This window comes from Streptomyces sp. NPDC101132, from assembly GCF_044759225.1.
GTDB lineage: Bacteria > Actinomycetota > Actinomycetes > Streptomycetales > Streptomycetaceae > Streptomyces.
Genome location: NZ_JBIVYX010000002.1, coordinates 320,177 through 341,601, shown reverse-complemented (window position 1 = coordinate 341,601; position 21,425 = coordinate 320,177). Strand labels below are relative to the sequence as shown.

Here is a 21,425-nt window from a genome sequence, read left to right as displayed (position 1 = left end):
TGGCGGTGGGGGCCGGGGGTCCCATGCCGCGCTTCGCCCTGACCCTCCCCCAGGTACCGCTGGGGGGACCCGTGCCGCCGCCTCCAGCCTCGCCGGCGTTTGAGGCGCGGGGTACGGGGGCGGAGCCCCCGGGGTGGCCGGGGGCCGCGCAGGGCCGGTGGGGTCAGTCGGTCAGGAGGGACTTCTGGAGGCGGTGCTGGGTGTGGTCGTTCAGGCCGAGGCCGTCGTGCAGGTACGCGTCGAAGCCGCCGTACCGTGCCGCCACCTCCTCGTAGCCGGCGTTCAGGTACTCGGGCCGGACGTCGAGCAGCGGCTTGTACACCGCGGCCTGGGCGGGCGGCAGGTGGCCCAGGAGCGCGTCGTTCGCGGCCTTCCGGTAGTCGTTGCTGGCCAGGTAGTCCGCCTCCACCGTCGCCCGCGGCACGCCCAGCCCGGTGAGCAGGGCCGCGGCGGCCCAGCCGGTGCGGTCCTTGCCCGCGGTGCAGTGGAAGAGGACGGCCTCGCCGCGGGCGTCCGCCGCGGCCAGTCCCTCGGCCACCTGCGCGTACGCCTTCCTGCCGGCCGGGGAGGAGACCATCGCCTTCTCGGCGTCGATCATGGCGCGAACCGCCTCGTCGGGCGTGCGCGGCATGGTCGAGAACGCGCCGGAGTCCGCGAAGACGTCCGCGACGGTGTACGCGGTGCCGGCCGGGACGCGGTCCGGGTCCTTGTCGCGCTCGCCCTGCGTGCGCAGGTCGAAGACGGTACGGATGCCCAGGCGCCGCAGCGTGGCCTGGTCGTCGGCGGTGAGCCGGTTCAGCGCGTCGGAGCGGTAGACCTCGCCCATGCGGACCCACCGGCCGTCGGAGGTGCGGTAGCCGCCCGCGTCCCGCAGGTTGACCGTGCCGTCCAGCCGCACCAGCCGGTCGGCGAGGCGCAGCGGCTGCCCGTGGTCGGCGCGGAAGTCGAACCACTGGCGGTCGGCGGCGGGCAGGCCGGTGACCACGGCCTCGCCGCGCTCCGTGCCCCGGGCCACGACGCGGCCGCCGGCCCGGACCTCGACGCGGCGGACGCCCTCCGCGGCCCACTTGAGCGTGTACGAGCCGTCGGCGCCGGCGGTGACGGTGGCCTCGGTGAACGGGATGCGGGGGTGGTGGGCGGCGGGGTGCCCGTGGTGGACCCCGGGGCGGCCGTGGTCCCGGCCCGGTTCGCCGCCGTACGACTCGGCGTTGGCGGTGGCGGCGGCGAGGGAGGTGGCCGCGGTGAGGGCGAGGGCGAGCGCGGTGGTGGCGGCTGCTGCGGTCTTCATGGGGCTGACAATCCGTGCCACTGGAGAACCGGCGCTGAACGGGACGTGGCCGAAACCGACCGGCTCGATGGCCAGCCAGGTGGCAAAGTGTGCCACTCAGCCGGGCGTGCGCCCGCGGATCTTCGCATTCCAGCCGTTCTCCGCCCACTTACTCGCCGCCTCTCCACCGCCGAACGGATCCGGCCGCCCTCGTCCACTAACCTGCTGCGTCCGGAGAGGGTTGGGGGGTCCGTGAGCTCAGCGACAGTGACGAAGACGCCCGTGTGGGGGCGCACCGAGCAGCAGGACTTCCGCAGCAGGGTGCGCGGCACGCTCCTCGGGGGCGCCATCGGGGACGCCCTCGGCGCGCCCGTGGCCGGCCTCTCCCTCGACGGCATCCGCGAGAAGCACGGCCTGGAGGGCCTGACCGAACTGGCCCCCGCCTACGGCAGGCGCGGCACCGTCACCGCGTCCACCCAGCTCACCCTCTTCACCGTCGACGGCCTGATACGGGCCCACGTGCGCCGGGACACGGGCGCCTGGCACCCGCCGACCGACGTGCACCGCGCGTACCTCCGGTGGGCCGCCACCCAGCACGACTGGGGCCCCGACGAGCGCCGTACCGACAACGGCTGGCTGGCCCGCGAGGAGTGGCTGTACGCCCGCCGCGGCCCGGACCGGGCCTGCATGACGGGCTTCGGGGACGAGATCCTCGGCACCCTCGACAAGCCGAAGAACCCGACGGCGCGCGACGCCGGGGCCACCGGGCGCTCGGCGCCGTTCGGGCTGCTGGTCGGCTGGGAACCCGACCTGGTGCTGCAACTCGCCGTCGAGTGCGCGGCGCAGAGCCACGGGCACCCCACGGCCTACCTCTCGGCCGGGGCCTTCGCGGTGATCGTGCACGGACTCGCCCGCGGCGACGGCCTCGACGCGTCCGTACAGCGGGCCCTCGGCATGCTGGGCAGCCGGCCGGGCCACCAGGCCGTCACGGACGCGCTCCAGCGGGCGCTGGGCACCGTACGGCAGGGGCTGCCCTCGCCGAAGCTCGTCGAGTCGCTCTCCCCGGGGGACGGGCGGGACGCCGAGGACGCGCTGGCCGTGGCGGTGTACTGCGCGCTGGTGGCCGAGGACCTGCGGCACGGGCTGCGGCTGGCCGTGAACCACGGCGGGGACTCCACCGCCACGGGCGCGCTGTGCGGGGCGCTGCTGGGCGCACTGCACGGCGAGACGGCGCTGCCGCCGGCCTGGCTGGCGGAGCTGGAGGGGCGGGCCACGGTGCTGGAACTGGCCGACGACTTCGCGATGGAGATGACCCAGGGCCCGGCGCTGCACGGGCCGGCCGTCGCGTCGCCGGGGTGGCTGGCGCGGTATCCGCGGTCCTGACCGCTCCCTGACGTAACCGCGCCGCGCCCCTCAGGGACTTTGCCCGAAGGGGCAGGGCGCGTCCCCGTCCCGCCTGCCCTTACGGGAATGGCCCGTCCGGTGCGCACGGCGGAGCATGGGCCCCGGGAGGGGGTGAGGGGCGCGTGGTCAACTGCAAGCGGTGCGGGCAGCGTTGTGGGGCGGACGAGAAGTTCTGCGGCAACTGCGGAGCGTTCCTGAAGTTCGAGGGCACGCCGGCCGGGGGGTCTGAGGGGGCTGGGGGCTCTGGTGGCTCTGGGGGCTCTGGTGGCTCTGGGGGGTCTGGTGGCTCTGGGGGGTCTGGTGCGGGGGTGCCGAGTGGAGGGGCGGGGGCGGGTCCGGGTACGGGGCCGGGTACGGGCTCTGGCTCTGGCTCTGGCGCGTCCGGGGGCTCCGGGGGCGGGGCCGGAAGCCCGGGGCCCGGCTCGGGCAGCGGCGCCGGCCGTCCCTTGCCCGGTCCCGGCGCCCCGGCCGCCCCTCCCCGGCCCACGCACGAGCCCCTGCGCGCCGTGCAGCCCACCGCCGACCCGCGCCCCACGCCCGCGCACCGCGAGCGGCAGCGCGACGAACCGCCGCCGCAGGCGGGCGACCTGATCTGCGGGCAGTGCGGCGCAGGCAACATCCCCACCCGCCGCTTCTGCCGGAGCTGCGGATCCTCCCTGGTCGACGCCCGGGCGGTGCCGAAACCCCCCTGGTGGAAGCGGCTGTTCACGCGCCGCCCGCAGCAGCAGCCGAACGCCGGCGACCGGCCGGCGCGGCGGCAGTGGCGGCGGCCCGGCTGCCTCGTGCCGCTGATCGTGATCGCCGTGGTGCTGGGCGTCGGGTACGCGCTGCGCTCCCACGCGGGGGAGGCACTGGAATCCGTACGCGACCGCACCTCGAAGACCGAGCAGGTGCACGCGGTGAAGGTCACGGCCTCCAGCGCCCAGGAGGGTCATCCGGCCTCCCTGGCCGTGGACGGCACGACGGACCGCTACTGGGCGCCCGCCGAACCGGGGGGCGGGGAGGGGGAGTTCCTGGAGGCCGTCTTCGCGGAGCCGGTACGGCTGGTCGACCTGGTCCTGTACCCCGGCGTCGCGCCGGTCGCCGAGCGGTTCCTGACGCAGGGGCGGCCGCGGGAGGTGCTGGTCGCCGTGACGGCGGGGGACGGGAAGGTCACGACGAAGACGCTTCGCGTCGCGGACGAGCCGGGCAAGCAGACCTTTCACGTGCCGGTGAGCGATGCGGTGCGGGTCCGCCTGACGGTGCGGTCCGCCTATGGGACGGGGCCCGCGAAGCGGGTGGCCCTGGCGGAGGCCGAGTTCTTCAAACGCCGGTGACGCGGGTCCCGTGCCGGGTGCCGGTCCCGTACCGGGTGCGGGTCCCGTACCGGGTGCCGGTCAGGGGGAGGGTACGCCCAGGGAGTCCAGCATGCGGGCGTGGCGGCGCTCCGCCTGGCGGGCCGCCACCGGGTCACCGGCACGGAGGTGGGCGGCGATCAGGAGCCGCCAGACGGCGTCCTGGAACGGGTCCACGGCCAGGGCGTGGGAGGCCGCGGCCACCGCCGCCTCCGCACGGCCCCGGCCGAGTTCCACCTCCGCCAGCACCTGCGCGGCCTGGACCGCCTGGACGCGGTACCGCTCGCGGATCGGCACCACCCACTCCGCCGGCCCGTCCTCCGGCAGCAGTTCGCCGGTGTAGAGCCGCAGGGCCTGGCCGAGCGCGGCCGCCGCCCGGTCGGCCTCGCCCCGCGCCGCGGCCCGCAGCCCCTCCCCCACGGCCGACTCGAAGGCCTGTACGTCGGAACTGCCGCCGGGGTCGAGGACCAGCATGTACGCCTCCCCCTGGCGCACCAGCACCTGCGCCCGCCCCCGGCCCGTACCCGGCTCCAGGAAGGTACGCAGCGCCGACACCGCGACCTGCAGCCCGCGCCCCGCGGTGCGCGCCGGGCTCTCGGGCCACAGGGCGGCCATCAACTCCTCGCGGTGGACCGGCCGTCCGGCGTGTACGGACATCAGCCGGGCCAGCGTGCGCACCCGGGGACGCGTCGCGGACCAGTCCAGCGCCTGCCCGCCCAGCGTCGCCTCGTACCGCCGGAAGCAGCGCACCGACAGGGGGGCGGCCGGGGCCCGTACCGCCCCGGCACAGGACCTGTGGCCGGCACCACCCGCCGCCTCCCGTCCCCCGGGCCCGCCGAGGTCCCCCGGCACGCCGGAGGCGCCGAGGCCGCCCGGGACATCCGCCGTCCCCGGGGCTCCGGGAGCCCCCAGGCCCCCCGGAGCGCCCGGCCCCCCGGAACCCCGTACCCGCTCCGCGAACGCCCGCAGCAGCGGCACGGCCGTCATCCCGTACTCCTCCAGCGCCTCCGGCGCCTCGACGGCGAAGCCGGACGGGAGGCCGCCCAGCACCTCCCGCTCCAGGTACGTGCGCAGCGCGCCGGAACCCAGCGGGTCACGCCCCGCCAGCACCAGCGGCGCGCTCAGCCGCAGCACGGCGGGCCAGCCCCCGGTCAGCTCCGCCAGCTCCCCGCTCGCGTCGGGGAAGGCACGGGCGATCTCCGCGTCCCGCAGCCGCAGGTCCAGCGCGGTGAACACCTGGGTGTCGGCAAGTTCCGCCCGGGCCAGGCTCAGCGCGGGCATCCGCCGGCCGGCCAGCACCAGCCGGAGGTTCTCCGGGGCCAGCCGTGCCAGCTCCTCCAGCACCCCCTCGGCCGGGCTGCCGTGCACCAGGTGGACGTCGTCGACGATCAGCAGCACCGGCTCCGCGTACCGCTCCACGGCCAGCAGCACGGACTCGACGGTCACCTGCTCGGGCGGGTCGGGGATCTCCAGCCGGCGGCCCAGCCGGCCCAGCAGCGCGGGCGCGCCGCGGGTGTCCCGGCAGGGGTGCCAGTGCAGCACCTTGCCGGCGAAGGCGGCGGCCGCCTGGGTGAGCAGGGTGGTCTTGCCGTACCCGGCGGGCGCGACCAGGAGCGCCAACGGCGCGGCCCCGCCGATCAGTCCGGGCACGAGCCGGTCCCGCACGGTCATCGATGACCTCCTCCCCCGCCGACGAGCAGGTCAAGGATTGGTGCTCACTCTCCGCAATGGATGAGTAACTCATTACCTAATCGGCGCACGGCTGACAACACCTGCGCCCCTCTCGGCAATTGCACGCGCACCCCGTACGTTGTGTGCTCCCCCAGCCGACTCCCCAGCCGACGGAGGTGTCAGCACGTGCGCATCGCCACCACGATCTTCCTGACCGACCGGACCATCACCCCGGTACGCCTCGCCCGCGCGTTGGAGCAGCGCGGTTTCGACGGCCTCTACCTCCCCGAGCACACCCACATCCCGGTCAGCCGGGAGTCGCCCGCACCGATGGGCGGGGAGCTGCCGGAGCAGTACGGGCGCACGCTGGACGCGTTCGTGGCGCTGGGCCAGGCCGCCGCCGTGACCGAGCGGATCGCCCTCGGCACCGGGATCACCCTGGTCGCCCAGCACGACCCGATCGACCTGGCGAAGGGCATCGCCACCCTCGACCACCTCTCCGGCGGCCGCTTCACGCTCGGCCTCGGCTACGGCTGGAACGCCGAGGAGGCCGCCGACCACGGCGTCGAGTGGCGCACGCGGCGGGAGCTGGTGCGCGACCGGATGGCCCTGATGCGGGCCCTGTGGGCCCCCGAACCGACGGCCTACGAAGGGGAGTTCGGCTCGGTACGGGCTTCCGCGGCCTTCCCCAAGCCGGCCCGGGCCGCGCGCGTGCTGCCCGGGGGCGCCCCGCTGCACGGCCCGCGTACCCTCCTCGGCGGCGCGGCCGGGCCGAAGCTGTTCGCGCACATCGCCGAGTACACGGACGGCTGGATGCCGATCGGCGGCCGGGGCCTGACCGAGTCGCTGCCGGTGCTGCGCACGGTCTGGGAGCGGGCCGGGCGAGACCCGAAGGACCTCCAGGTGGTCCCGTACGCCGTCCACCCGACGGCCGGGAAGCTGGCCCACTTCGCGGACCTGGGCATCGGGGAGGTGGTGGCCCAGCTCCCGTCGGCGGAGGAGCCGGAGGTACTGCGGGCCCTGGACGAGCTGGCGCAGTACCTCTGACGGGTTCCGGGGGCGCAGGACCCGGCACCGCGCCCCACCCAACGCCGCGCTCCCGCCCAACGCCGTGCCCCACCCAACGCCGTGCCCCCGCCCAACGCCGTGCCCCACCCAACGCCGTGCCCCCACCCAACGCCGCGCTCCACCCAACGCCGCGCCCCCGCCCAACGCCGTGCCCCACCCAACGCCGTGCCCCGCCCGGCGGTCCGTCCGCCCGCCCCCCACCACCGGCGCGGACCGCCGTACAACCTCAGGCCTTCGCCGCATGTCTCCCCTGCGGACTGATCGTCTTTTCGCCATGGGGGAAACATGCAACTGCCCGTCCCTGCACGCTCCAGGCGCTGCCTGGCCGCCCTGATCGCGGCCGCCGCCGTGGCCGGCCCGGCGCCGGCCGTCGCCGGGGCGGCCACGCCCCCGGGGGCCTCCGCGGCGGCCACCGTCCCGGCACAGCACGGCCCTTGGGGAACACCCGCCACCTTCCAGGGGCACGCCGACCCCGGCACCGCCGTGGTCACCAAGGACGGCACGCAGGTGGTGCTCGACGGTGTCGGCGTCATGATCCGCCGGCCCGGCGCCAGCGGCTGGCAGAACACGGGCTTCCACCCGCCGCTGGAGAACTGGTGGGAGGTCAAGCTCTTCGCACTCCCCGACGGCTCGGTCCAGCTCACCTGGCTCGACAGGTCGGACAGCCACTGGAACCGCCTCAGGACGGCGATGCTCGCGCCCGGGGCGACACAGTTCTCATCCGGGGAGGAGTGGGTCCACACCCTGAACAGCCCCAAGCCCGTGGTCGCCGGCAACGGCGCGGGGCGGGTCATGGCCGCCTGGTACGCCAACAAGGGCATCTGGGCGGCCGAACGCACGGCCGACGGCGGCTGGTCCGAGCCGGTCATGATCGACACGTACGGCGTCACCCGCGGCACGGCCGACCTCTCCCTCGCCGTCGCCGCCGACGGCACCGCCCTGGTCACCTGGGACGCCCGGATCAGCCGGCCGGACGGCACGTACACCCGGCAGTACCGGGCCATCGAGAACACCGCCGCCGGCTGGGGCAAGCCCGCCGACCTGGCGCTCGGCGCAGAGCCCACGGACGTCCGCGCCACCGCCCACCCCAAGGGCGGCTTCCACATGGTCTGGCAGAACCAGGCCGGATTCCGGTACGGGCGCAAGGCCGCCGGAGCAACCGCCTGGGGTGCCGCGGAGGCGATCGGCGCGGGGAACTCCGCCCGGGCGAACGCCCCGGTCGTCCTGCCCAACGGCGATGTGTTCGTCGTCGGGGCGGACGGCAAGCCCTTCTACCGGGTCCGCTCGGCGGCCACCGGCCGGTGGACCACCGGCCAGCGCTTCCCCGACACGCATGCCGTCAGCGGGACGATGCGCAGCACGCCCGGTCCGGACGGCTCCGTGGTCGTCGCGTGGTCCCAGGGCAGCAGCGGCCCCTGGCTCGCCAAGACCTCCACGTACAGGAACGGCAGCTGGGCGGCGCCGACCGTGCTGAACAACGGCAAGGGCCAGCACAACCGCAAGCTCGCACTGGGCAGTGACGGGAAGGGCCTCCCGTACGTCTACTTCGAGCTGATCGTGCCCGGCCACGCCGGAGCAGTCCCGTTCACCGCGAGCACTCTCCCCCGCGCGCTGCCCGCAGGGCGCGACTTCACGGACGACGGCAGAGCCGACCTCCTCGGGCTGTCCACCAACGGCAACCTGAAGGTCCTCAAGCCGGGCGCCAAGGGCGTCACCACCGCGCACACCGTGCCCGGCTGGCCCAAAGGCACGCTGGTGCTGCCCTTCGGCGACCTCGACGGCGACCGCTGCAACGACGTGTTCGTCCGGCTGCCGGGCGGCGAGGCCCGGATCCACACGCCGGTCTGCGGCGGCCTGCCCTCGCCCGGCTCCGCGTACCGGAGGATCTCGTCGGACTGGAGCGGCTACGACGCCGTCGTCTCGCCGGGCGACCTGACCGGCGACGGCAGGGCCGACCTGCTGGCCCGGTCCGCCGCCACCGGCGACGTCTACGTGTACGCCAACGACGGCAAGGGCGGCTTCGCCGCCCGTGTGAAGGCCGCGTCCGCCTGGAAGGGGTACGAGAAGCTGATCGCCGGCGGCGACCTGGACCGCGACGGCCGCGCGGACCTGCTCGGCCTGGACTCCTCGAACGAGCTCTGGCGCCTCGGCGGCACGGGCCGGGGCACCTTCAAGCCGCGGGCCCTGGTCTTCAAGGACTGGGGCACCTCCTACAAGGACGTCGTCGGCGGCCTCGACGTGACCGGGGACGGCAAGCCGGACCTGGTCTCCCGGGACACCACCGGGCACCCCTGGGTCAATCCGGGCAACGGCACCGGCGGGTTCGGCGGCCGCACGGCGCTGGGCAGCGCCGCCTCGCTGGAGTTCGTCCGCATCTCCTAGCCGTCAGCGGCGCGGGTCGGGCGGGTCGGGCGGGGCCGGGGTGGGGGGTGGGGCCGGGGGTCTCGGCGGGAGGGGGACGACCTCCACGCGGAACGGGAGGTGGACCGGGCGGTTGCGGTCTATGTACGCCGTGACCGCGGCCGTGTCGAAGGCCGACGGGTCCGGGACGCGCAGGCGGACCGTGAGGTACGGGCGGTCCGCCCCCGGCAGCGGGGTGCGGGCGGTGGCCGACCAGGTGGCCGCGCCGCTCTCCTGGATCTCCGGTTCCACCCCGAAGGCCCGGCGGATGCCCTCCGCCAGGCCTTCGGCCGTGCCGCGGCGGGCGTGGCCGCGTACCGCTCCCGCGACCTCGGGGCCCTCCGCGCCCACCCACGCCCCGAGCAGCGCGCGGAAGTCCTCGGGTGCCAGGCGCGGGTCGAGGTAGGCGGGCAGGCAGTCCAGTACGGCCAGCACCGGCGCCAGCACCTCGTCCAGGCCCTCCGTGATCCGCTGGGCGTTGTCGTCGTCCGCGTACACGGCGGGCAGCTGTGCGCCCAGCGGGTACCGCGACACCAGCCCGGGCACCAGCCGCCGCCCGCTCACGACGACCCCCTGCCGGTCGTCGTTTCAGCGGTCGTGGTCGCGGCGGCCCCGGCCCCGGTGTGCCGCTCGCGCGCGGGGGTTGCCGCCGTCACCGGCCGCCGTCCACGCGGATCTGGTGGTCGTACGAGAAGACCAGCGAGCCCGCGTCCAGGGGGACCCGCTCCACCTGGTCCAGCCGGCGCAGGGTCTCCATGTCGGCCGGGAACAGCAGGACGCCCTCCACCGCGTCCACCCCCGGCACCTGCTGGAGCACCGCGTACACCTCCCCGCTGTGCACGGCCCGCCCGAAGGGCCAGCCGCGGCCGTCCGGGCCGCCGGTCACCGGGTTGAGATACCGGTAGAGCGCCGCGAGGGCGTCCCGCCGCACCCGCGCCCGCGACAGGCCGGGCGCGGCGAGCAGTTCGGCCACCACCGTCACGCCCTGGTAGTACGGCGGCTCCACGACCAGCCGGGTGCCCAGCATCCGCCGCTCGTCCAGCTGCCCCGACACCTTCGCCAGCAGGGCCGGCGGACAGAACAGCTGCCCGAACTCCAGCTGCCCCTCCCCGTCGTCCTCGGCCGCCGGCACCAGCAGCACCCGCACCCCGCCACCGCCCGCGTCCACGCAGCGCACCCGCGCCACCTGCGGGGCGGCCTGCCGGGCGAGGTACTCGTAGTCCTCGGCCGTCACCGCCCGCTCCCGGCTGCGCAGCGCCAGCGCCCCCCGCAGCCGCGCGTTGGCCACGTCCTCGCCGTCCACGCCCCCGGAGGCGGCCCGGCGGTTCTCCACCCGGGCGACGTACGGGATGGAGCTGCGCAGCACCGACAGCGCGCGCCGGGCCACGTTGCCCCGGCGGCCGCCGCCCGCCAGGTACGCGCGCACCCGGACCGGCACCCCCTTGGCGGGCACCGCCCCGTACTGCCGCAGCCGCCCGTCGGGCTCCCGTACCGCGGGCCCGAAGGAGACCTCGCCGGTGGCCCGGTCGAGCCGCACGTGCCGGCTCCGCTCCCCCGACTCGGCGAAGTGGGGCACCACCTCCCAGCTCTCCCAGGCGCCCTCGCGACCGGGTGTCTCGACCACGAACGGCGGCCCGCCCTCGACCACGGGCGCCCGGTCCAGCCGGAACACCTGCCCGGGCACGCCCTCGGAGACGCCCAGCAGTTCCTCGCCCAGCCGCTCCGCGTGCAGCGCGGGCGCGGTCCCGCCGACGGTGAACGCCTCGGCCGCCAGCAGCTCCGGCGTCGCCGAGTACGCGCGCCGCCCCGGCACCCGGTCGGTGACCACGCAGCGCAGCCAGCCCGCCCGGGTCCGGGCCTCGACGGACGCGGTGTGGCCGGGCGGCAGCTGGACCAGCACGTCCCCGGGGCGGTTGAAGCCTCCGCTGCCGTCCCGGTCGACCTCGCAGCGCGTCCACTCCTCGCCGGTCCACGCCTCCCAGCGCAGCGGCGGGTCCTCGGGGTCGATGCCGTGGCCGGCCACCGGGAAGTCCAGCCGGAGCGCCACCACGCAGGCCGGCGCGGGCCGGGACAGGCCGAACAGCAGCGCGTCCCCCGGCCGCGGCACCGGCTGGAAGCACGGCACGCCCCGCCCGCCGGCCAGCTCGGGCCCGCGCTCGGCCGCCGGGGCGCCCGGCTCGGCGGACTGCGTGGCCAGGACGGCGAGTTCGACGGGGACGACGGCCAGGTCGACGGCGGTCGAGAAGACCACGGCCTCCTCGGTCTCGGTGCGGTGGGTGGCCACCTCGGTGCCCTCGCGGACCAGGACGGTCTCCGGCTGGGGCGCCGAGAGCCAGAAGGTCACGTCGGTCCGGGCGGCGGCGGGCGGGTAGAGGGTGAGGCCGATCAGGTCGAGGAAGGCGAGGTGGTTCTTGTCGGGCACCCGGTTCAGCCGGTAGATCAACTGGTCCGTCATGTGCGCGAAGGCCTCGATCAGCGTGACGCCCGGGTCGGAGACGTTGTGGTCGCTCCACTCCGGGCAGCGCTGCTGGACCATCCGCTTGGCCTCGTCGACGAGGTCCTGGAAGCGGCGGTCGTCCAGGTTGGGCTGGGGCAGGCTCATCCCGTCACCGCACCCTCCGGGCCGCCGTCCGCCTCGTGCTCCGGGATCACGTAGAACGGGAAGACCAGGTTCCGCGGGTCGTTGGTACCGCGCAGCGCGTACCGGACGTCGATGTAGAGGGTGCCCTCGTCGCCCGAGTCGAAGGTGACCGACACGTCGACCAGCTCGATCCGGGGCTCCCAGCGCTCCAGTGACAGCCGCACCTCGTACGCGATGTGCGCGGCGGTCGCCGCGTCGGCCGGCGCGAAGACGAAGTCGTGGATCGCGCACCCGAACTGCGGCCGCATGGGCCGCTCCCCGGGCGCGGTGCCGAGGATCAGCCGCATGCTCTCCTCGATCTCCACGTCCCCGCCGACCAGCGCGACCGCGCCGGTCGCGTCCGTGCGTACCGGGAAGCCCCAGCCCGCGCCGATGAACTGCTCGCCCACGCCCGCTCACCCGCCGATCAGCACGTTGACCGCGCCCATGATGACCGGCGCCCCGCACGCGGACATGTCGCCCATCCGGGCGGCGGGCATGCCGCCGATCAGCACGGTCGGGCAGCCGGGCGGGGCGATCACGCTCGGCGGGTGGACGGCCGGGGGCGGGAAGGAGCAGATGTGCGGGGTCGACACGACGGCCGCGGGCAGCCCGCCGATGAGCACGGTGGGGACCCCGGGCGGCCCGATGACCCCGGGGTGCCCGGTGGGGTCGCCTACACGCGCGGCAGGGGGCATGCCTACAACTCCTCTTCTCGGACGTGTTCTCGGACGTGTTCTCGGACGTGTTCTCGGACGTGTCAGTTGATGCGGACGAGCGCGGCGCTGATCGAGCAGCTCGCCCCGCCCTTGATCTCGGTGCTGGCCTGGCCGTTGACGCCGACGGTGGTGCCCTTGACGTCCACCTGGCCGTTCGTCCTGAGGTTCAGCGCGCCCGCGCCGCCGTCGACCTCCACCCCGGTCTTCGCGGTCACGGAGACGGACTGGCCGGAGAGTTCGAGCTTCCCGGTGCCCGCGTCCACGCTGATGCCCTGGTCCGCCTTGACGGTGACCTTCTCCTTGGCCGTGATCTCGACCTTGCCGTCGCTGTGCACGACGACGGAGGTGGCCTTCTGGTCGAGGTGGAGGGTGAGCTTGCCGTCCCCGGTGGCCAGCCGGACGCCCTTGGGGCCGTTGGCCGCGTCCAGCAGCTCCAGCCGGTTGCCCGTACGGGTCACCAGGGAGCGCCGGTTGGTCTTGCCGCTGGTGGAGTCCACGAGCGGCCCCTCGTGCTGCGAGGGCTTGTCCTGGCCGTTGTAGAGCCCGCCGACGACGTACGGGTGGTCGACCCGGCCCTGCTCGAAGCCGACCAGCACCTCGTCGCCCACCTCCGGCCCGAACACCCCGCCGCCGCCCTTGCCGCCCGCGCCCGCCGTACGGGCCCAGTCGCTCACGTACTCGCCCGACAGCCAGGGGAAGGCCAGCTTCACCCGGCCCCGGTCCTCCGGGTCGCGGGTGTCGGTGACGGTCGCGTTGACCAGGCCCCCGATCCGGTCCTGCGCCAGGCCGCCGGAGCCGCCCGAGGCCAGCCCGTACAGCGACCGGTTGGACCGGCCGCCCACGGTCAGCCAGGTCTGGTAGCCGGTGTCGGGGTCGAAGACGTGCCGGCTCGCGGAGACCGTGTACTTGCCCTCGAAGGGCTTGCCGACGTTCGCCAGGGTCACCGCCGTGCCGGCCCGCAGCTGCGGGATGCCCATCGCCACCGCGTCCAGCTCCGCGAAGCTCGCCGCCAGGTCCGCGGCCAGCGCCTTCGCCGCCTGGTCGGCCTCCGCCTGGGTGCCGTACGGGGTGTCCGTGGCCAGGAACACCGCCCTGCCGAACGGATCGGCCGCCTGCCCCGGGGTCAGCCCGAGCTGCAGCCGGTCGCTCCGGTCCGCCGGGGCCCGCCCCACCACCGCCGCCTTCGCCTGCACGTCCCAGCCCCGCACCTCGACCTGCTGGACCTGGTCGGCCGCGGTCACGGAGGCGTGGCAGCGGAGCAGGTTCCGGCCGAACTCCAGGACGTACGGGCTGGCCTGCGGCCGGGTGGAGGTGGCGGGGGCAGCGGAGGCCTTCGCCGGCACCCGGAACACGAACTTCCCGTCCACCACGGCGACCTCCGCACCGGCCAGGTCGGCGAGCCGGTGCAGGAACTCCCAGTCGGTGACCCCGGGCTGCGCCACGTGCTCGTACACCGTCGTCGTCGCGTCGACCTGCCCGACCGGCAGCCCGGCCCTGCGGGCCACCTGGACGGCGATGTCGGAGGCGGTCATCTGCCGGTACCCGGCGACCTTCCGGCCGCGGAAGAAGCGGTGCGCGTGGTCCAGGCCGCGGACCACCGTGAAGGTGCCGGTGGCGTCCAAGTCGATCTCGACGGCGGTGACCTCGCCGGACACCAGGAGCACGCGCTGCGGGTCGTCGCCGGAGCGGGCGAAGAGCTTCATCCCGGTGCCGATGGTGATGCCGGTCTGCTCCAGGACGAGGTGGTGCGGGTCGCGGAACCGGATGAGGAAGAGGTCGGGCAGCTGGGTGCTGTCGTCGACGTACGCGGACACGATGGTCTCGGCGACGGGCGCGGGCAGGGGTCGGCCGTTCACCTCGACCGCGAGGGTGTTGGCGAAGGTCTCACCGGCCATGGGGGCTTCTCCCTGGGGTCGTGGCGGAGGTCTGCATGCGTACGGTCACCGCGCGCCGAGTTCCTCGGCCCCCGGGAGGAGGAGTTCCGTGCCCGGGGGGAGCCGCATCGGGTCGTCGATGCCGTTGGCCTCGGCGATGTCCCGCCAGGCCGCCGGGTCCCCGTACTCCCGCCAGGCCAGCAGCGCGAGCGTGTCACCGGTGACCACCCGGTGCACGCGCCGCGCGGCCAGCGCGCCCGAGGTGGGGTTCTGGCCGGGCATCGGGCCGCTGATCTCCTCCAGGGTGACCTGGCAGGTGGCCCGGATCGGCAGGCCGCCCGGGGTGAACAGCGTGTACTTCGCCTGGACCTGGCTGACGTACCCGACGAAGCCGGTGAGCCCGCCCCAGTGGAAGATCACCCACGGCGGCACGCCCTGCTGCTTCTGGTGGGTCTGGTCCGTCGGCACGCAGCAGCCCAGCAGCTCCTCGACCGACTTCACGACCCGGTCGTCCTGCACGCCGGTCGCGTCGAAGAACATCTCCAGCGTCAGCTTGGAGGGACCGGCCCCCTTGAACTCCGCGGGCCCGGCCTTCTTGGCCCCCTTGGCGGTCTTGCGCTCCCACTTCGCCGTCTTGGCGAGGGTCAGCTCCTTGGGGTTGAACTGGAAGTCGATCCGCCCCATCCGTGGCCCGGGCGTGGTCGTGCCGCCGTCGGCGGGCGGCTGGCGCAGCTCCAGGTAGGCCCGCTCCAGCTTGGGGCGGGAGCCGCTCGCGCCGTTGCCGTTCGGGTCGTTGGACGGGGCCGCCGGCGGGGCGGAGGCGATGAACGCGACGGGCTGTCCGGGCGGCGGCGCCATGGCTACTTGCCCCCGCCCGCGTTGAGGAAGCCGTGGTGCGCGATCTCCAGGGTCTCGGTGGCGACCTTGACCGTCTCGGGGTTCAGCTGCGGCCCGGTCCAGCGCACCGGCACGACGTCCATCAGGCTCCAGCGGGCCACGACCGTGCCGTCGACCGTCATGGCGCTGATGTGCGCGGTCTTGCGGGCGACGCCGTTGATCATGCCGGAGAGCCAGGCTGTGACCTTCTCGGTGTCCTTGGTGACGGGGCGGCTGAGCTTGATGTTCGAGAACTTGATGCGGGAGGGGAGCTGCCAGACGTAGCCGTTGTTGCCGCCCTCCTCGCGCTGCTCCATGACGACCTCGCAGCCGAGGCCCTCGCAGCTGTTGAACGCGCCGAGGCTGATGTTGTCGATCTCGACCATGAAGCAGACGCTGACGGCGGGGTCGGGGTCTCGGGCCATGTCGTTGTTTCCCTCGTGTGGCGGTCAGTGGCGGGGGTCGATGCGGAGGCCGGCGCGTTCGCGGTCCAGGCGGAGTTCGGCGCGGAGCAGGCGGCTCAGCGGGCCGATGAGGCGGCGGACCAGTTCGTCGGTGGATTCCTTGGGGGGTGCGTTGGGGGGTGGGTTGGGTGGGGCGTTGGGTGGGGCGTTGGGTGGGGCGTTGGGTGGTGGGGCTGCCGTCGCGGGTTCCGGGGTGGGTTCCGGGGTGGGCGGTGTGGGTGGGGGTGTCGGTGCGGGTGCGGGTGCGGGTGCGGCGTCGTCGGGCTCGCGCTGGAGGGTGGGCGTCCAGATGAAGGCCGGGGCCGGGGCCGTGGATTCCGGGGTGGTGGGCGCCGCGGGGCTCAGGGGGCTTGCGGGGCGCAGGGGGCTCGCGAGCGTTGTGGGTGTGGGTGCGGATGTGGGGGGCAGCGGGGCGGTCGTGGTCCGCTCGGGGGCGGTGCTGCGCTGGAGCGTGCCGGGGGCCCCCTGGGCCCCCGGGGTGCTCCAGGTGACCGGTACGACCACGGGTTCCGCGGGGTCCGGAGCGGGGGCTCCCGGTGCGGGGTGTTCGGGTGCCGGGGCGGCGTGGAGTTCCAGGGGGCGGTCGCCGACCAGCCCTGCGACCGGGTCGTCCGTCGGCCGCGGGACCAGGGGCGGGGTCCGCTGGAGCGGGAGGGCGGGGACCACCGGGAGGGGGGCGGCGGGTGCCGCCGGCGGGACGGGCGGTGCCGGGGTGGGAGGTGCTCCCGGAGAGGTGGAGGTGGCGGCTGCCGGTACTGCCGGGTGCGGGGCGCGGCCGCCGGGGGCTTGCGGCGCGGCTTCCGGGGCGGGGGCCGCCGACGGGAGGGGGGCCGGGTCCTGGGAGCGCTGGAGTGCCGGGGCGGGGACCTGCGGGAGCGGGGCGCCGATGCGTCCGGTGCGGGGGCGGGCGGGGGCCCCGGGGGCGGTGGTGCGCTGGACCGCAGGTACCGCGGGCAGGGGGGCGCCGAGGCCGGGTCGGCGGGTGGTGCGCTGGACCGGAGCGGGGGGCGCGGGGGCCGGGGTGCCGGTTCCGGGGGCGGGCGGGTGCGGGGCCGTTGCCGGTCCCGGGTCCCGGTCGCCGCTCACCGGCTCGAAGCCGCGCTCGCCCAGCAGGGGCCGTACCTCGGGCGGGATGTCCTCGTCCGTCGCCGACCGCTGTACGGGTGCGGCGGCTGCGGCGGGTGCGGGTGCGCCCGGGTCGGCGTACGGGGGTACGGGCACGGGCGGCCCGTACGTCTCCCGTACCTCGGGTTCCGGTGCCTGGAAGGCGCGCCGCACCGTCGGCTCGGGGCCCGTCTCGTGCCGCACCCGAGCCTCGGGCCGGGTCTCGCGCTGCACCGGCGGTACGGTCCCGTCCCCCCGCTGTACGGGCACCGCGGGCCCGGGTCCGACGGGCGGCACCGGGAAGCCGGCCTCCGTACCCGCACCCCTGAGCGGCGGCGTACCCGAGTCCGCACCGCCCTCCGGGCCGGCCACCGCGGGCACCATCGGCTGCTCCCCGAGCAGCGGGCGCACCTCCGGCTCACGCACGGCCCCCGGCCCGGGCGCATCCACGGGCCCCGGCTCCACGTCCTCGTCCGGCACGGTCCGCTGCACCGGCAGCGCGTCCGCACCGGCGGACACGGGCGGGCCCGGCACGGGAACCGGACCCGGAGGAGAAGCCAAGGGCATGCCACTCAGCCCCCCGCCCTCCGGCACATCGGCACCACCGGTCGCACGCTGGACCGGCGCCTCCGCCTCCACGGCCGGCATCCGCTCCCCGACCAGGGGCCGCACTTCGGGCGCGGGCGGGACCGACGGGCCCGCAACCCGCGGCACAGCAGGCACCCCGGCCGCACGGGGCGCGTCCGGCACCCCGGCCGTGCGCTGCACCGACGGCACGGCCGGCTCCGCCCCACCGGTCTCGGCAGCCGGAGCGGACACCCCGTCCCCGGCAACGGCCGCCGGCAGCTCCGCCACCGCGCCCGCAGCCGCCTCACGGACCGACGGCACCGACGGGACCGACGGCAGTGGCGCGACCGGCAGCCGCCGCAACGGCAGCTCCACCGCCCGGGCCACGGTGAACACCGGCTCCGGCGGCTCGGCCGGCACCACCACGCGCCCACCGTCCGCCCCGGCACCGGAACCCTCCCCGGTCTCCGCCACGGTCCCGCCCACGACGCCCACCGGCGCGCGCCCACCCAGCAGGGGCGCATCCGGCACCGCGGCACCGGGCCGCAGCGGGGGCCCGTCGGCATCCGGCACCCCGGCGGCCCGCTGCACCGGCAGCCCGGCCACGTCCGGCACCGCCTCCGGCGCACCTCCCGAGTCCTCCGGCGCCTGCGCACCCGGCACTTCGGGCCCCTCGCCGCCCGGAAGCTCCGCCGCACGCTGCACCCGCACCCGCACATCAGCCGACGCAGACGCCCGGCCCCGAGCCCCGGCCCCGGCCCTGGCCCCGGCCTCCAAGGAAGCCCCAGACCCCGCAGAACCCCCAGCACCACCCGCCACCGGCGCCCCGTGAGCCGTACCCCCCGACCCCGGGGCCGCCCACCGCTGGACGGCCGTCGGCGCGGGCGGCAGCGGCTCCGCGACCCCGTGCACCACCCCCGACGGCGCCTCCGGCGTCACGGCGTGACCCAGCGCGCGCGACAGGGAGGGGTTCTGCCAGCTGGCCAGCCCGGGACCGAACCCCGCAGGGTCCGTCACGAGCCCCGGCGTACCGAACGTCAGGCGCTGCACCGGCAGTTCGCGCCAGCCGCCACCCGCCTCGCGAGCGACCACACCGACACCGGCCCCGGCATCCGGACCCGCACCACCCGCACCGGCATCCGGACCCGCACCGCCCGCACCCGCACCCGCCTCGCCCCCCGAGGAGCCCTCGGCCGAGAACCGTCCCCTGAGCCACCCCCACATCCCCACGGCTCACCGTCCTCCGGACGCCTGGCGGTTCAGGCGGGCGATCCGGTCGACGTACCGGCGGCGCTCCGCGTGCTCCAGGTCCAGGATCGGGTCCATGCCCCAGTGGAAGTGGTAGGCGATGTACGCGACTTCGTCGTACAGGGCGTCCGTCGCGTACGTCACGATTCCCCCAGGCGCCCACCTGCCAGGTCGACCGCGAAGCCGGTGGCGCAGGAGGGGCAGGTGACCTGGGCCCGTGTGTGCCCCTCGGCGTTGATCCGCCGGTAGAAGTCCTGGAGGAAGGCCAGGTCGGAGGCGAAGAGGTCCTCGATGACCCCGGCGTGGACGTCGGTCACGGAACCGATCCGCTCCACCACCCGCCCCAGCAGCACCACCGACAGGTACGCCGGGTTCTCGCGCACCCGATCGTCCCGCAGCGGTACGAGCTCGTCGCGGGCGGTGGCCAGCCGCATGACGCCCGTACGGTGGACCTGGCCCGCCCCGTCCACGTACCCGCGCGGCAGCTCGAAGGTGAACTCGGTCCGCATGGTCTCGCGTACGGGCGCGACGGCCTCCGGCACGGCGGCCGCCCCGGCCGCCCCGGCCGCCCCCCGCGCTGACCCGGCGAACGGCCCCTCCTGGGCCCCCGGACCAGGCTCGGGCGCAAACTGTCGACGCATCAGCGCACGCACCCCCAGCGCGCCCAGCCCGTCACGCCACATCCATCTGCTCGTAGGTGATGACGAGCTTCTCGGTCAGCACGCTCGTGTCGCCGGCCTTCAGCGAGCTGATCTCCAGGCTCTTCGGCCAGGCGTTGACCAGGGTGTACCGCTTGATCGGCACGCCTTCGTAGTCGAAGACGATGATCGCGCCGCCCTTGCGGGCGGTGGCCATCTTGCCGAAGCGGGCGTCCTTGATCCATTTCTCGAAGCTGTTGTCGGCCGTGAGGCCGCGGGTCAGCGTGACCTCGCCGGCCTTCGCGCGGCCCGGCAGTTTCTTGATCACGTATTTGCCGTCGGCCGTGTTCTGCTTCAGCTCGATGACGTCCTGCTCCATCTTCAGGCCCGTCACCTCGTTGATCTGCTTGATCACGACGCCGTCGATCTCCAGCCCGAAGGAGTGACCGACGGAGGTGTCCATGTCGGGAAGCGCCACTGCAGTACCCCTAACCCCTCAAGTAGCTGGCTCTGACTCACTCGTTGACGAGGCTGGTGCCGCCCGAGAACTGGGCGAGCCGGAAGATGACGAACTCGGCCGGCTTGACCGGCGCGATGCCGATCTCGCAGACCACCTCGCCGGCGTCGATGCCCTCCGCGGGGTTGGTCTCGCGGTCGCACTTGACGTAGAACGCCTCGTCGGGCGTGAGCCCGAACAGCGCGCCCCGGCGCCATTCGTTGACGAGGAACGCCGAGATCGTGCGGCGGATCCGGGCCCAGAGCGCCTCGTCGTTCGGTTCGAAGACGACCCACTGGGTGCCGATGAGGATCGAGTCCTCGATGTAGTTGAAGAGCCGGCGGACGTTGAGGTACCGCCAGGCCGGGTCGGAGGAGAGGGTGCGTGCGCCCCAGACCCGGATGCCGCGGCCGGGGAAGGCGCGGATGCAGTTGACGCCGTTCGGGTTGAGCAGGTCCTGCTCGCCCTTGGTCAGGTGCACGGCGAGGTCCACGGCCCCCCGGACCACCTCGTTGGCCGGCGCCTTGTGCACGCCGCGGCTCGCGTCGTTGCGCGCCCACACGCCGGCCATCGCGCCGCTCGGCGGGATGAACTTCATCTGGTTCGGGGCGGCCGGGTCGGCCACCTTGATCCAGGGGTAGTAGAGGGCCGCGTACTTGGAGTCGTAGCCCGCGCCCACCATCCGCCACTCCTTCACCCGCTGCGGGGAGAGGCCGGGCAGCGGGTCGATGATCGCGACGCGGTTCCCCATCAGCTCGCAGTGGGCGATCATCGCGAGCTGTACGGCCTTCACGCCCTCCGCGTCGAGCGCGCCCTGCTGGTACGCGCTCATCAGGTCGGGGACGGCCAGCATGGTGATCTCGTCGATGGTCTCCAGCCCGGCGAACCCGGTCCGCTCGTCGGCGCTGCCGATGTAGTCGCCGGGGCTCGCCGAGACGGGGACGGCGGGCACGGCCGGGGCCGGTGCCGGAGGCAGCTCGACGGTCTGGTTCTCGGGGCGGGCCAGGGCCTGGGCCGGGCCGGCGTCCTCGACGAGCACCAGGCGGGACCGCTCCCGGACGAGCGTGACGACGTAGTTGCGCTGGCTGCGCTTGGCGGAGACCTCCCAGGTCTCCTCGACGCGGTCGCCCCGCTTGACGTTCAGCGTGAAGGCGTCCTCCGCGGGGGAGTCGCCGGGGGCGTTGGCGACCTCGACGCTGATGCCCTCGCCGGTGCCCTCCAGGGCCGCGACCTGGAAGCCGCCGAGGGCGGCGCGGGGGCCGGCGGGCAGGGCGGCCTTGCCGCGTTTGCCGGCGGCGGAGGCGGGGGCCGGTACGGCCGCGGGGGGAGCGGGCTCGTCACCGGTGCCGCCGACGCGGACGACGTAGCAGGTGCCGCCGCCGTTCAGGAAGTAGCCGTAGACGGCGTGGGCGAGGTAGGAGCCCTCGATGAAGTCGCCGAAGGTGCTGGTGAACTGGGACCAGTTCGTCACCAGGGTCGGGGCGTTGTACGGGCCCGCCGCGGCCAGTCCGACGAACGCGGCGACGGCGGTGCCGACGCCCTCGATCGGGCGCGAGCCGGCCTCGACCTCTTCGACGTAGACGCCTGGCGACTTGTACGACGGCATCCGGGCCCTCCCCTGGGACGTGACGGTCGCCCCCACCTTCCGCCCGGGCCGGGTGGCGGGTCATGACCT

At 75.2% G+C, this 21,425-nt stretch carries 18 protein-coding genes; 4 read left to right on the top strand and 14 right to left on the bottom strand.

Annotated features, from left to right (window positions below):
- Positions 1–163 precede the first annotated feature (163 nt).
- Positions 164–1,288 carry a tyrosine-protein phosphatase gene (locus tag ACIQUR_RS05780; protein WP_403658841.1) on the bottom strand — a complete coding sequence of 375 codons (1,125 nt, stop codon included), beginning with the start codon at positions 1,286–1,288 and terminating at the stop codon, positions 164–166.
- 231 nt (positions 1,289–1,519) lie between these two features.
- On the opposite strand from ACIQUR_RS05780, the gene ACIQUR_RS05775 reads away from it, so the two are divergent.
- Both ACIQUR_RS05775 and ACIQUR_RS05770 read left to right on the top strand, forming a co-directional pair.
- The gene (locus ACIQUR_RS05775) at positions 1,520–2,650 is read left to right on the top strand and encodes an ADP-ribosylglycohydrolase family protein (RefSeq protein ID WP_403658838.1); all 1,131 of its coding nucleotides are present in this window, start codon (positions 1,520–1,522) and stop codon (positions 2,648–2,650) included.
- 527 nt (positions 2,651–3,177) lie between these two features.
- Positions 3,178–3,987 carry an NADase-type glycan-binding domain-containing protein gene (locus ACIQUR_RS05770; RefSeq protein ID WP_403658835.1) on the top strand — a complete coding sequence of 270 codons (810 nt, stop codon included), beginning with the start codon at positions 3,178–3,180 and terminating at the stop codon, positions 3,985–3,987.
- Positions 3,988–4,047: 60 nt separating this feature from the next.
- On the opposite strand, the gene ACIQUR_RS05765 is transcribed toward ACIQUR_RS05770, so the two are convergent.
- Complete coding sequence (locus ACIQUR_RS05765) at positions 4,048–5,676, bottom strand: BTAD domain-containing putative transcriptional regulator (RefSeq protein WP_403658832.1); 1,629 nt, start codon at positions 5,674–5,676, stop codon at positions 4,048–4,050.
- 186 nt (positions 5,677–5,862) lie between these two features.
- On the opposite strand from ACIQUR_RS05765, the gene ACIQUR_RS05760 reads away from it, so the two are divergent.
- Complete coding sequence (locus ACIQUR_RS05760; RefSeq protein WP_403658829.1) at positions 5,863–6,723, top strand: TIGR03619 family F420-dependent LLM class oxidoreductase; 861 nt, start codon at positions 5,863–5,865, stop codon at positions 6,721–6,723.
- A 306-nt stretch (positions 6,724–7,029) separates the two neighbouring features.
- Positions 7,030–9,126, top strand: coding sequence for an FG-GAP repeat domain-containing protein (locus ACIQUR_RS05755; protein ID WP_403658826.1), 2,097 nt, complete (start codon positions 7,030–7,032; stop codon positions 9,124–9,126).
- A gap of 3 nt (positions 9,127–9,129) precedes the next feature.
- On the opposite strand, the gene ACIQUR_RS05750 is transcribed toward ACIQUR_RS05755, so the two are convergent.
- The 12 genes from ACIQUR_RS05750 to ACIQUR_RS05695 all read right to left on the bottom strand — a co-directional run bounded on the left by ACIQUR_RS05750 (position 9,130) and on the right by ACIQUR_RS05695 (position 21,356).
- On the bottom strand, positions 9,130–9,708 hold the full coding sequence (locus ACIQUR_RS05750; protein ID WP_403658823.1) for a phage tail protein: 579 nt from the start codon (positions 9,706–9,708) through the stop codon (positions 9,130–9,132).
- 88 nt (positions 9,709–9,796) lie between these two features.
- Positions 9,797–11,746, bottom strand: coding sequence for a putative baseplate assembly protein (locus tag ACIQUR_RS05745; RefSeq protein ID WP_403658820.1), 1,950 nt, complete (start codon positions 11,744–11,746; stop codon positions 9,797–9,799).
- Complete coding sequence (locus tag ACIQUR_RS05740) at positions 11,743–12,174, bottom strand: GPW/gp25 family protein (protein ID WP_403658817.1); 432 nt, start codon at positions 12,172–12,174, stop codon at positions 11,743–11,745. Before ACIQUR_RS05740 ends, ACIQUR_RS05745 begins: the two co-directional genes overlap by 4 nt.
- A gap of 6 nt (positions 12,175–12,180) precedes the next feature.
- Positions 12,181–12,462 (bottom strand): PAAR domain-containing protein, encoded by a 282-nt coding sequence (locus ACIQUR_RS05735; RefSeq protein ID WP_403658814.1) that lies wholly within the window; start codon positions 12,460–12,462, stop codon positions 12,181–12,183.
- Positions 12,463–12,524: 62 nt separating this feature from the next.
- Positions 12,525–14,378, bottom strand: coding sequence for a VgrG-related protein (locus ACIQUR_RS05730; RefSeq protein WP_403658811.1), 1,854 nt, complete (start codon positions 14,376–14,378; stop codon positions 12,525–12,527).
- Between the two features lie 45 nt (positions 14,379–14,423).
- Positions 14,424–15,215: a LysM peptidoglycan-binding domain-containing protein gene (locus ACIQUR_RS05725; RefSeq protein WP_403658808.1), complete on the bottom strand. Its 792-nt coding sequence runs from the start codon at positions 15,213–15,215 to the stop codon at positions 14,424–14,426.
- Between the two features lie 2 nt (positions 15,216–15,217).
- Positions 15,218–15,658, bottom strand: a complete 441-nt coding sequence (locus ACIQUR_RS05720; RefSeq protein WP_403658805.1) for a phage tail protein — start codon at positions 15,656–15,658, stop codon at positions 15,218–15,220.
- A 24-nt stretch (positions 15,659–15,682) separates the two neighbouring features.
- Positions 15,683–18,031: a hypothetical protein gene (locus tag ACIQUR_RS05715; protein WP_403658802.1), complete on the bottom strand. Its 2,349-nt coding sequence runs from the start codon at positions 18,029–18,031 to the stop codon at positions 15,683–15,685.
- A gap of 570 nt (positions 18,032–18,601) precedes the next feature.
- Entirely contained in the window at positions 18,602–18,760 is a 159-nt protein-coding gene (locus ACIQUR_RS05710; RefSeq protein ID WP_399957716.1) for a DUF6760 family protein, read from the bottom strand.
- Positions 18,757–19,257, bottom strand: coding sequence for a hypothetical protein (locus tag ACIQUR_RS05705; RefSeq protein WP_403658799.1), 501 nt, complete (start codon positions 19,255–19,257; stop codon positions 18,757–18,759). Before ACIQUR_RS05705 ends, ACIQUR_RS05710 begins: the two co-directional genes overlap by 4 nt.
- Before the next feature lie 31 nt (positions 19,258–19,288).
- Positions 19,289–19,732 carry a phage tail protein gene (locus ACIQUR_RS05700; RefSeq protein WP_403658796.1) on the bottom strand — a complete coding sequence of 148 codons (444 nt, stop codon included), beginning with the start codon at positions 19,730–19,732 and terminating at the stop codon, positions 19,289–19,291.
- 37 nt (positions 19,733–19,769) lie between these two features.
- On the bottom strand, positions 19,770–21,356 hold the full coding sequence (locus ACIQUR_RS05695; RefSeq protein WP_403658793.1) for a phage tail sheath family protein: 1,587 nt from the start codon (positions 21,354–21,356) through the stop codon (positions 19,770–19,772).
- Positions 21,357–21,425: the final 69 nt, after the last annotated feature.

Excerpts from the sequence above, each read along its gene's own strand:
- ACIQUR_RS05695 (WP_403658793.1), bottom strand. The coding sequence starts at position 21,356 with ATGCCGTCGTACAAGTCGCCAGGCGTCTACGTCGAAGAGGTCGAGGCC.
- ACIQUR_RS05745 (WP_403658820.1), bottom strand. The coding sequence starts at position 11,746 with ATGAGCCTGCCCCAGCCCAACCTGGACGACCGCCGCTTCCAGGACCTC.
- ACIQUR_RS05730 (WP_403658811.1), bottom strand. The coding sequence starts at position 14,378 with ATGGCCGGTGAGACCTTCGCCAACACCCTCGCGGTCGAGGTGAACGGC.
- ACIQUR_RS05735 (WP_403658814.1), bottom strand. The coding sequence starts at position 12,462 with ATGCCCCCTGCCGCGCGTGTAGGCGACCCCACCGGGCACCCCGGGGTC.
- ACIQUR_RS05725 (WP_403658808.1), bottom strand. The coding sequence starts at position 15,215 with ATGGCGCCGCCGCCCGGACAGCCCGTCGCGTTCATCGCCTCCGCCCCG.
- ACIQUR_RS05705 (WP_403658799.1), bottom strand. The coding sequence starts at position 19,257 with ATGCGTCGACAGTTTGCGCCCGAGCCTGGTCCGGGGGCCCAGGAGGGG.
- ACIQUR_RS05755 (WP_403658826.1), top strand. The coding sequence starts at position 7,030 with ATGCAACTGCCCGTCCCTGCACGCTCCAGGCGCTGCCTGGCCGCCCTG.
- ACIQUR_RS05780 (WP_403658841.1), bottom strand. The coding sequence starts at position 1,288 with ATGAAGACCGCAGCAGCCGCCACCACCGCGCTCGCCCTCGCCCTCACC.
- ACIQUR_RS05765 (WP_403658832.1), bottom strand. The coding sequence starts at position 5,676 with ATGACCGTGCGGGACCGGCTCGTGCCCGGACTGATCGGCGGGGCCGCG.
- ACIQUR_RS05720 (WP_403658805.1), bottom strand. The coding sequence starts at position 15,658 with ATGGCCCGAGACCCCGACCCCGCCGTCAGCGTCTGCTTCATGGTCGAG.